We start from the raw sequence: 9,553 nt of genomic DNA, 5'->3' as shown, positions 1-9,553 counted from the left end.
GACACCGACCAGGGCGTCGCGGCGACCTCCCAGCACACGGTCACCCTCAACACGGACAACATCGAGAAGATCCTCGGCGCCGCCGCCACCGTCGCCGACGCCCGCGAGTACGTCCACACCGCCCTGTCCACCAACAGCCTGGCCACCCTGAACCATGCCAAGGCTCATGCCGAGGGCCGCCGTTGACCCCGACGGTGCGCCGGCTCGCTGTAGCACGGGGAGAGTTGGACGTGTGGCTGCTGCCGCCGCCCGACTCGCCGCGTGACGTCCCGTACGGCGAGCTCGACGCGTACGAGAGAGGGCGGGCCGACTCCTACCGTCGGCCCGACGACCGTCAGATGTACGCCGCGGCGCACGTGGGACTGCGCCGGGTTCTCGCCGGGTACACCGGCATCGAACCGAGCCGGCTCAACCTCGCCGGCGAGCGGTACAACGGCAACGGTGAACGGCACGGACGTCCCGTCGTGCTCGGCGTGCCCGGCGGCGCCCCCCAGTTCTCGCTCTCGCACAGCCACGGCCTGGCGATCGTGGTGGTGGCGGAGGTGCGGGTGGGGGCCGACGTACAGCGGTTGCCGTCGGCCGCGACCGCCGAGGCGTGTCTGCCGGCGCTGCATCCGGCCGAGCAGGAGGAGATCGGGAAGCTTCCCGAGACCGAGCGGACCATGGCCTTCGGTCGGCTGTGGACCCGGAAGGAGGCGTATCTGAAGGGGCTGGGCACGGGGCTGGCCCGGGGGGCCGACCTCGACTATCTGGGCGAGGCGGGGCTGGCCGAGCGGCCTACGGGGTGGGTGGTGGGGAACCTTCCCCTCTGTTCCACGCATATCGCCGCGGTGGCTCTGGCGGGGGCGGGGGATCGGCCCGTCGCTGTTCGCGCCGTGCCTACCTCTTATCTGTACGCCCCTGATGCGGTGGCCCGCATGGTGGAGATGGAGCCCGGCTTGCGTTCGATGCTTCGGGATCCTGCGCAGCGGGGGGATCTCGAGCGCTGAGGAGGCCGGTGGGGAGCTGCGGGCCGTTTGTGGCTGGTCGCGCAGTTCCCCGCGCCCCTATAGGGCGCTGCTGCAGTGGGCCCCCTGCACAGCAATGACGCCGTCCTGGCCGGTCGCGCCCACGCGGCGGAGCCGCACATGTCACAGCCCCGCGCCCCTATAGGGCGCTGCTGCAGTCGGCCCCCTGCACAGCGAAGACGCCGTCCTGGCCGGTCGCGCCCACGCGGCGGAGCCGCACATGTCACAGCCCCGCGCCCCTATAGGGCGCTGCTGCAGTCGGCCCCCTGCACAGCGAAGACGCCGTCCTGGCCGGTCGCGCCCACGCGGCGGAGCCGCACATGTCACAGCCCCGCGCCCCTATAGGGCGCTGCTGCAGTCGGCCCCCTGCACAGCGAAGACGCCGTCCTGGCCGGTCGCGCCCACGCGGCGGAGCCGCACATGTCACAGCCCCGCGCCCCTATGGGGCACTGCGGTGGGCCCCTGGCACATGGGTCCCCCTGCACAGCGAAGGGGCCGGAGAGTTCTGGTGGACTCTCCGGCCCCTTCTTGGTGGTGTTCTGGTGGCGGGCTCAGGCCGCTGCTCGCCAGGTGCGGGGGCCGTCGAAGCCGGTGATGCGTTCGGGGCGGCGCCACAGGGCGACGACCTGGTGCTTGCGGGCCACGTCGTCGGGTTTGACGCCGGGGCCGGCGGTGACGGCCATCAGTACCGCGGTCAGCGCGGCCAGCTCCTCGGGCGAGAGGCTGCCGCGCTCGATCCGGAAAAGCGGACCGGCCGCGGGGTCAGGGGTGGGGTGTTGCGTGGTCATGGATCCTCCCTTGCTCACTGAGGCCTCGCTCACTGGGGCGGGTTGCCGTGCTTGCGGCGGGGCAGTTCGGCGTGCTTGGCGGCGAGCATGGCGAGTGAGCGGGCGAGCACCGCCCGGGTCTCGCGCGGGTCGATGACGTCGTCGACCAGTCCGCGTTCGGCGGCGTAGTAAGGGTGGACCAGCTCCTCCTTGTACTGGTCGATTTTCTCTTGACGCATCGCGTCGGGATCGTCGGCGGCGGCGATCTCCCGCCGGAAGACCACGTTGGCGGCACCCTCCGCGCCCATGACCGCGATCTCGTTGGTCGGCCAGGCCAGCGCGATGTCCGCGCCGATGGAGCGGGAGTCCATCACGATGTACGCGCCGCCGTACGCCTTGCGCAGCACCACGGAGACCCGCGGCACAGTCGCGTTGCAGTACGCGTAGAGCAGTTTCGCCCCGCGCCGGATGATGCCGTCGTGCTCCTGGTCCACGCCCGGCAGGAAGCCGGGTACGTCGACCAGCGTGACCAGCGGAATGTTGAAGGAGTCGCAGAACTGCACGAACCGCGCGGCCTTTTCACTCGCCTTGATGTCCAGGACACCCGCCATGGCGGCCGGCTGGTTGGCGATGATGCCGACGGAGTGGCCGTCGATACGGGCCAGCGCGCAGACGATGTTCGGCGCCCAGGCCGCGTGCACCTCCATGTAGTCGCCGTCGTCGACGAGTTCCTCGACGACCCCGCGGATGTCGTACGAACGGTTGCCGTCGTGCGGCACCAGGTCGAGCAGTACGTCACCGGACCGGTCGCCGGGGTCGCCGCTGACGTGGCGCGGCGGCAGCTCCCGGTTGTTGGACGGCAGCAGCGACAGCAGGTAGCGCACCTCGGCGAGGCAGCTCTCCTCGTCGTCGTGGACGAAGTGGGCCACGCCCGAGACCGCGCCGTGCACATCGGCGCCGCCGAGGCCGTTCTGGCTGATCTCCTCACCGGTGACCGCACGGACCACGTCGGGCCCGGTGATGAACATCTGCGAGATGTCCCGGACGGTGAAGATGAAGTCGGTCAGGGCGGGCGAGTACGCGGCGCCGCCCGCGCACGGGCCGAGCATGACGCTGATCTGTGGGATCACCCCGCTCGCCCGGGTGTTGCGCTGGAAGATGCCGCCGTAACCGGCCAGCGCGCTGACACCCTCCTGGATACGAGCGCCGGCGCCGTCGTTCAGGGACACCAGCGGAGCACCGGCCGCGATGGCCATGTCCATGATTTTGTGGATCTTGCAGGCGTGGGCCTCGCCCAGCGCGCCGCCGAAGACGCGGAAGTCGTGCGCGTAGACGAAGACCGTACGGCCCTCGACCGTGCCCCAGCCGGTGATCACACCGTCGCCGTACGGCTTCTTCGCCTCCAGGCCGAAGCCGGTGGCCCGGTGTCGGCGCAGCGGTTCGACCTCCTGGAAGCTGCCCTTGTCCAGCAGCAGTTCGATGCGCTCGTGCGCGGTCAGTTTCCCCTTGGCGTGCTGGCGCTCGGTGGCTTTCGGGTCCTGTCCTGCGCGCGCGATGTCCTTGCGTTCGGCCAGCTCCATCAGCCGGCCGTTGAGCTCGATGGGTATTGCGGGCTCCATCTAGGGATCTCCCCTTCAAGTGGCTTAAGACGTACGTCCGGTCGGTCAGCGGGCGAGCAGCGCGGTCAGCTCGCCGACGGTGCTCTCCCGCAGCACCTCGGCGGGCACCTCGGCGTCGAGTGCGCGCCGGATACGGCGCCCCAGGTGCAGGGCGTCGAGGGGGTCCAGGCCCTGGCCGCGCAGCGGCAGGCCGGGCGAGAGCCGGTGGCCCGGCGGGACCGCGAGCAGGTCCTGGAGCTCGAGGCGGAGGCAGTGGCCGATGGCACGGGCGCGTGCGTCGGGAGTCATGGCGCGCAGCTGGACCGGGTCCGGGAGCCGGTCGAGCCAACTGCACGGGGTGTCTTCATGCATGGAACTCATGGGGCTGCCTTTCGTGGGTGAGGCCGGGTCCGACGGGGTGCCGGCGTCGGCCGGTGGCCGGGGAGGAAACGACGTGTCCGCCCCGCGAGCAGCACCGCGAGCGCCGCCGCCAACGAGGCGAGCCCTCCCACGTACAGGCCGGAGCGCGCACCGTGATGGACGCTGAGCCAGCCCACGAGGAGGGCGCCGAGCGGGGTGAGTCCTTGCAGGATGAGCGTGTAGAGCGCCATCACCCGGCCGCGGTAGGCGGAGTCGCTGCCCAGCTGGATGCGGTGGTTGGCGGCCTGGGCGAAGTAGATGGTGGCGAAGCCGGTCAGAAACAGCAGGACGGCCGCCCACGCGTAGGTGGGCGACCAGCCGGCCGCCGTCTCGAAAAGCCCGAACGCCACGGCAGCCCCGGTGACCGTACGGGCCGACGGGCGCCCGCTGCGGGCGGTGGTGACGAACGCGGCGAGCAGCGAACCGGCGGCGAACACGGTGGTCAGCAGCCCGAACGCGGTCGCCCCCGAGTGGAAGACCGTCTTGGCGAGCAGCGGCAGGGTGAGCTGGAAGTTGAAGCCGAACAGGCCGACCGCGGCGACCAGCGCCAGCGGCACGAACAGGTCGGGGCGGCCACGGACGTACCGCAGCCCGTCGACCACCCGGACCCCGTGCGCGGGTAAGGCCGTCCGCACGAGTTCCTCGGGCCGCATCATGCGCAGCCCCGTCACCGTGGCCAGGTAGCTGACCGCGTTGAGCAGCATCGCCGTCCCCGCGCCCACCGCGCTGATGAGCAGCCCGGCCAGCGCGGGGCCCACCACGCGGGCGGTGTTGAAGTAGGCGGCGCTGAGGGCCGAGGCGTTGGGCAGCAGTTCGGGGCCGACCATCTCGCTGACGAAGGCCATCCGGGTGGGCACCTCGACCGCGTTGACGGTGCCCAGGCCCAGCGCGAACAGGTACAGGTGCCACAGCTCGACGTTTCCGGCCAGTACGAGCACGGCGAGCGCCAGGGCGAGGGCGCCGGAGACCAGGTTGGCGGCGGTGAGCAGCAGCCGTTTGTCGTGGCGGTCGGCGAGCCGGCCGCCGTACAGCGTGAACAGCAGCAGCGGCGTGAACTGGAGCGCGGTCACCGTGCCCAGGGCTGTGCCGGAGTCCCCCGTCAGGGAGAGCACCAGCCAGTCCTGGGCGGTGACCATCATCCAGGTGCCCGCGACCGAGACGACCTGGCCGGACGCGAAGAGCCGGAAGTTGCGCACCGCCAGGGAGCGGAACGGCGTACGCCGTGTGCGGTCCATGGCGTCGAGCCTCGTGGTCGTCATGGCATCAGGGCGTCAAGGACGCGCCCGCGGCCCGGCGCGCGAGGCACTCCTCGAAGAACGCGAACGCGCGCAGGTGGTAGGTACGGGCGGCCCAGCCCAGGCTGATGTTGTGCCCCGCGCCGGGCTGGCGGTCGACGGAGGTGTACGGCGCCGACGCGAAGTGCGCGGTGAGGTCGGCGACGGTCTCCTCGTCGTGGTGCCACCAGTGCTCCTGCTCGGCGAACGTCAGCCGCACCGGTACCTGCACCGCCGCGGCCGCGACCGCGAACCGGCGCGGCCACCAGCGGGCCTCCGCCCGCTCACGCACCGGCATCGGCGCGACCAGGGACTCCGCCGCGCGGAACGTGTTCGGCGGATAGAAGCGCAGGGCACCCCAGTTGCGCTTCCAGTGCTGGTGCCCGCGCGGGTCGGGCAGGGCGCTGCCCGGGTCGACCGCGTAGTCCCGGCCGAGGCCGGAGATGTCGAGCCCGAGCAGCGGCGGCAGGGCCGGGTCCGGATCGCCGGCCTGGGAGGCGGCGTAGGTCAGGGCCAGTTTGCCGCCGAAGGAGTGCGCGAGCAGGAACACCCCGGCGCCGGTCTCGCAGCGCCCGGCCAGATGCCGCACCGCCGCGTGCAGCGAGGCGGACTGCTCGGCCAGGGTCTGTCCGCTCGGGGCGTCCGCAGCGGACAGCCCGTAGCCGGGCCGGTCGACGGCGACCATGGTGTAGCCGAGCCGGGCGCCGAGGGCGAGCAGCGAGACGTCGGGGTGGGCCTGTCCGTCGAAGTACCCCGCGCTCATGCCTCCCCCGTGCACCGCGACGACCGTGGCCCGCGGTGGCCCGGCCGGCTGGGCGATCAGCGCGGAGAGCGTGACGTCCCCGGCGGCCAGGGCGACGGGGCGGACGCCCGGTGACATGGGGGGCATGCCGGAACCGGGTGCGGACGATACGGACGAGGGGTTCGACTCGACCGTGGAAACGCTCACTGGGGGTACTTCCTTTCGTGGTCGACAAATGCCGGTGCCGGTCCTTCGTGGTCGACAAATGCCGGTGCCGGTCCTTCGTGGTCGACAAGTGCCGGTACCGGCCCTTCGCTGGTCCTCGCATACCGGCGCCCGTCCTTCGTGGTCGACGAACGGCGGTTCCGGTCCTCGCATGCCGCGCCGGTTCTTCCCGGTCAGCGCGGGCCGGCGCCGGTCCTTCGTGGTCGTCGCGCTCCGGTCCTCACTCGCCCTCCGGCGCTCCGAACCAGCGGTGCAGCGTGGCGGACAGCTCCGTCGTGTCGGTGTCGGCCCAGACGACGTAGCCGTCGGGGCGGACCAGCAGCGCGGTGGCGCCGCCGAAGGCATCCGGGTCCTGCGGGGTGCCGGTGACGGTGGTGACGCGGTCCTTCCAGCCGGCCGCGGCGGCACGCAGCACGGAGTCGTCGGCGAGGTCGAGCAGCACGCCTTGGGCCGCGTGCAGCAGCTCGGGCGTACGGACCTCCCCGGCGGCGGTGTCCAGCGCCCGCGGCGGCAGTCGGCGTCCGACCAGCGGGTGGCCACCGTCCCCGAGGTCGTAGTGGACGTCGAGGTGGCTGACCACCCCGGCCAGGTGCCGCTTGACCTCGTCGAGGCCGATCAGCTCGGCGAACAGGTCGCGCAGCGGCTGGGACTCGGGCCCGCCGAGGAAGACCGTGCCCTGGGCGCGGGTGTTCATCAGCAGCCGCGCGCCGACCGTGTGGCGCTCGTCGTGGTAGGTGTCGAGGAGGCCTTCGGGAGCCCGGCCCTGCACGGTCGCGGCCAGCTTCCAGCCGAGGTTGACCGCGTCCTGAACGCCGGTGCTCAGCCCCTGGCCGCCCGCCGGAAGGTGGATGTGCGCCGCGTCGCCGACCAGCAGCACCCGCCCGCGCCGGTACTCGCTGACCTGACGGGTGGCGTCGGTGAAGGAGCTGACCCAGTCGGCGCCGCCGCCGGAGATGTCCTCGCCCGTCAGCCGCTCCCAGGCCGCCGCCACTTCGGCGAACTCCGGGGTCTCGCTGCGGTCGGCCGGCGGGGTGCCGTGCTCGCACACGATGATCCGGTCCACGCCCTCGGCCAGCGGCGCGGCCATGATCATGCCGCCGGGCAGCCGCTCGCCCAGGAACCGCGGCTTGACCGCGCAGCCCACCACGTCGGCGAGGTACATGCCGCGGGTGGCGTCGGTGCCGGGGAAGTCGAAGCCCGCGGCCTTGCGCACCGGGCTGTGCCCGCCGTCGGCGCCCACGAGGTACGCGGCGCGCAGGGTGCGCTCGCCGTCCGGGGCGGACACGGTGACGGTGACCCCGTCCTCGTCCTGCTCCAGCGCCAGGAACTCCCAGCCCCGCCGGATGTCGGCGCCCACCTCCCGGGCCCACTCCTCCAGCACCGCCTCCGTCTGGGACTGCGGGATGCCGCGGGCCCCGAAGTGGGCGTCCTCCAGCACGGTGTAGTCGAACTGCACCCCGCCGAAGTGGCCCATCGGGCTGGTCTGCAGCCCGCCGAAGCGCGGTACCAGTCCGCGCTGGTCGAACGACTCCAGCGCGCGGGCGGTGAACCCGAGTCCGCGCGACTGTCCGGTGGGCTGCGTCAGCCGCTCGGCGACGATCACGCTCACGCCGCCCAGCCGCAGTTCCCCGGCCAGCATCAGCCCGGCCGGGCCGGCGCCGACGACGATGACGTCCGCGTCCCTCTGCACGTCCATGGGTGTCGGTGTCCTTTCCTCGCTCTTTCGGTGGGTGGGCGTGCGGTCGTGCTCAGCTGCCGTCGGCCGGGGCGCCGAACCAGCGGGTCAGGGCCTCGGGCAGTCCGTCCGGGGCCGAGCCGGTCCAGGCGACGTGACCGTCGGGGCGTACGAGAAGGGCTTGGCCTGCGGGGATCGGGCCCCCGGAGGCGGGGCGTCCCTCGGCGAAGGTGACCCGGTCCGACCAGGGGGCCGTCGTGGCGCGCAGCGCCCGGGCACCGTCCCCGTCCAGGGACAGCAGCAGCCCGCGACCGGTACGCAACAGTTCGGTCGTACGGCGCCGCGCGCCACCTTCCCCCGGCTCCAGCCACGCGTCCGGCAGCCGCCGCCCGAGCAGCGGGTGTGCGTCGGAGCGGGTTTCGGAGCCGACACCGACGCCGTTGGCGACGCCGACCCCGAAGTCTTGATCCCCGTCGCGCCCGTCGCCCTCGACGTCGTACCGGATGCCGAGGCCGCTGATCATCCCGGCGAGGTGCTGTCGTACGCCGTCCAGGGTGATGAGTTCGGTGAGCAGGGCGCGGGTGGGTTCGACCTCCGGGCCGCCGAGGAGGAGTTCCACCTGGGCCCGGATGTTGGCGAGGACCTGGCGGCCCACGGTGTGGCGCTCGGAGTGGTAGGTGTCGAGGAGGTCTTCGGGGGCGCTGCCGCGGATCACGGCGGCGAGCTTCCAGCCGAGGTTGAAGGCGTCCTGGACGCCCAGGTTGAGGGCCTGGCCGCCACTGGGCATCTGCCGGTGCGCGGCGTCCCCGGCGAACAGCACACGGCCGTGCCGGTAATGGGCGAGCTGCCGGTTGGCGTCGCCGAAGGCGTTGACCCACAGCGGGGTGCCGTTGCTGATGTCCTCGCCGGTGACGCGCTTCCAGACGTCGGTGACCTCCGCGAAGTCCGGTTCGGCGCCGCCGCGTTCACCGGGGGGCCGCCCGAACTCGTGGACCATCACCCGGGTCACTCCGTGCCGGGTGGCGGCGATGGCGAGCCCGCGCTCGAGGCGATGGAAACGCCGGTCGGCCACGGCGACCCCGGAGACATCGGCGCGCAGCAGCTCGCGCGCGGCGTCCCGGCCCGGGAAGGGGGCCCGGACCAGCCGCCGTACGGTGCTGTCCTCGCCGTCGCAGCCGACCAGATAGCGGGCGCGGATGTGGACGGGACCGTACGGACCGATGGCCTCGGCCTCGACCGCCGCGTCCTTGGTGGTGACCGACAGCAGCTGGTGCCGGCGTCGCAGTTCGGCGCCGAGTTCGGCGGCCCGGTGCTGCAGAAGCTCCTCGGTGCGGGTCTGGGCGACCTTCCACTGCCCGGGGTACGGACTGGGCAGCGTCAGGTCCAGCGGTACGCCGCCGAAGTGGCCGCGCGGCTCGCACGGCGGCGTACCGAGCTGGTCCAGCAGTCCGCGCGAGTCGAGGATCTCCATCGTGCGGGCGTGCAGGGTGGAGGCCCGGGATTCGGTGGTCGGGCCGGGGCGCTGGTCGACGACGACCACCTCGGCGCCGCCCAGCCTCAGCTCGGTGGCGAGCATCAGTCCGGCGGGGCCCGCTCCGACCACGAGGACATCGGTGTCCAGGGTGGTCGTGTCGGTGTCCTGATGGTCCGTCGTCATCGTCAACGCCTGTTCTCTGCGAAGGCCTTGGCGTGGGTGAGGGTGGCGCGACTGTTGGTGGACAGCGCGGTGTGGACGTACTCGCGGGCGTCGGCGACGGTGGCGGCGGCACCGAGGATCTTCTCGATGTTGTCCGTGTTGAGGGTGACCGTGTGCTGGGAGGTCGCCGCGACGCCCTGGTCGGTGTC

8 protein-coding genes and 2 pseudogenes are annotated in these 9,553 nt (G+C 72.5%); 2 read left to right on the top strand and 8 right to left on the bottom strand.

From position 1 onward, the window contains the following. Positions 1 to 186 (top strand): annotated as a pseudogene (locus ACX28W_RS43245) (cyclase); the annotation flags it as partial. A gap of 44 nt (positions 187 to 230) precedes the next feature. After that, complete coding sequence (locus ACX28W_RS43240) at positions 231 to 989, top strand: 4'-phosphopantetheinyl transferase family protein (protein ID WP_459005579.1); 759 nt, start codon at positions 231 to 233, stop codon at positions 987 to 989. Positions 990 to 1,558: 569 nt separating this feature from the next. Here the strand turns inward: ACX28W_RS43240 and ACX28W_RS43235 are convergent. The 8 genes and pseudogenes from ACX28W_RS43235 to ACX28W_RS43200 all read right to left on the bottom strand — a co-directional run. After that, positions 1,559 to 1,795, bottom strand: a complete 237-nt coding sequence (locus ACX28W_RS43235; RefSeq protein WP_459005578.1) for an acyl-CoA carboxylase subunit epsilon — start codon at positions 1,793 to 1,795, stop codon at positions 1,559 to 1,561. Between the two features lie 29 nt (positions 1,796 to 1,824). Then, complete coding sequence (locus ACX28W_RS43230; protein WP_459005577.1) at positions 1,825 to 3,393, bottom strand: acyl-CoA carboxylase subunit beta; 1,569 nt, start codon at positions 3,391 to 3,393, stop codon at positions 1,825 to 1,827. Between the two features lie 45 nt (positions 3,394 to 3,438). Then, a complete protein-coding gene (locus tag ACX28W_RS43225; protein ID WP_459005576.1) occupies positions 3,439 to 3,744 on the bottom strand; it encodes an acyl carrier protein in 306 nt (101 codons plus the stop codon). A gap of 5 nt (positions 3,745 to 3,749) precedes the next feature. Then, entirely contained in the window at positions 3,750 to 5,051 is a 1,302-nt protein-coding gene (locus ACX28W_RS43220) for an MFS transporter (protein WP_459005575.1), read from the bottom strand. Between the two features lie 4 nt (positions 5,052 to 5,055). Then, a complete protein-coding gene (locus ACX28W_RS43215) occupies positions 5,056 to 5,955 on the bottom strand; it encodes an alpha/beta hydrolase (RefSeq protein ID WP_362068108.1) in 900 nt (299 codons plus the stop codon). A 298-nt stretch (positions 5,956 to 6,253) separates the two neighbouring features. Beyond that, positions 6,254 to 7,729 (bottom strand): FAD-dependent monooxygenase, encoded by a 1,476-nt coding sequence (locus ACX28W_RS43210; protein ID WP_459005574.1) that lies wholly within the window; start codon positions 7,727 to 7,729, stop codon positions 6,254 to 6,256. A gap of 52 nt (positions 7,730 to 7,781) precedes the next feature. After that, entirely contained in the window at positions 7,782 to 9,365 is a 1,584-nt protein-coding gene (locus tag ACX28W_RS43205) for an FAD-dependent monooxygenase (RefSeq protein ID WP_459005573.1), read from the bottom strand. A gap of 2 nt (positions 9,366 to 9,367) precedes the next feature. Beyond that, positions 9,368 to 9,553: pseudogene (locus ACX28W_RS43200) on the bottom strand (cyclase); the annotation flags it as partial.

Source organism: Streptomyces sp. SD15 (genome assembly GCF_054462255.1).
This window is presented reverse-complemented; position numbering and strand designations above follow the sequence as displayed.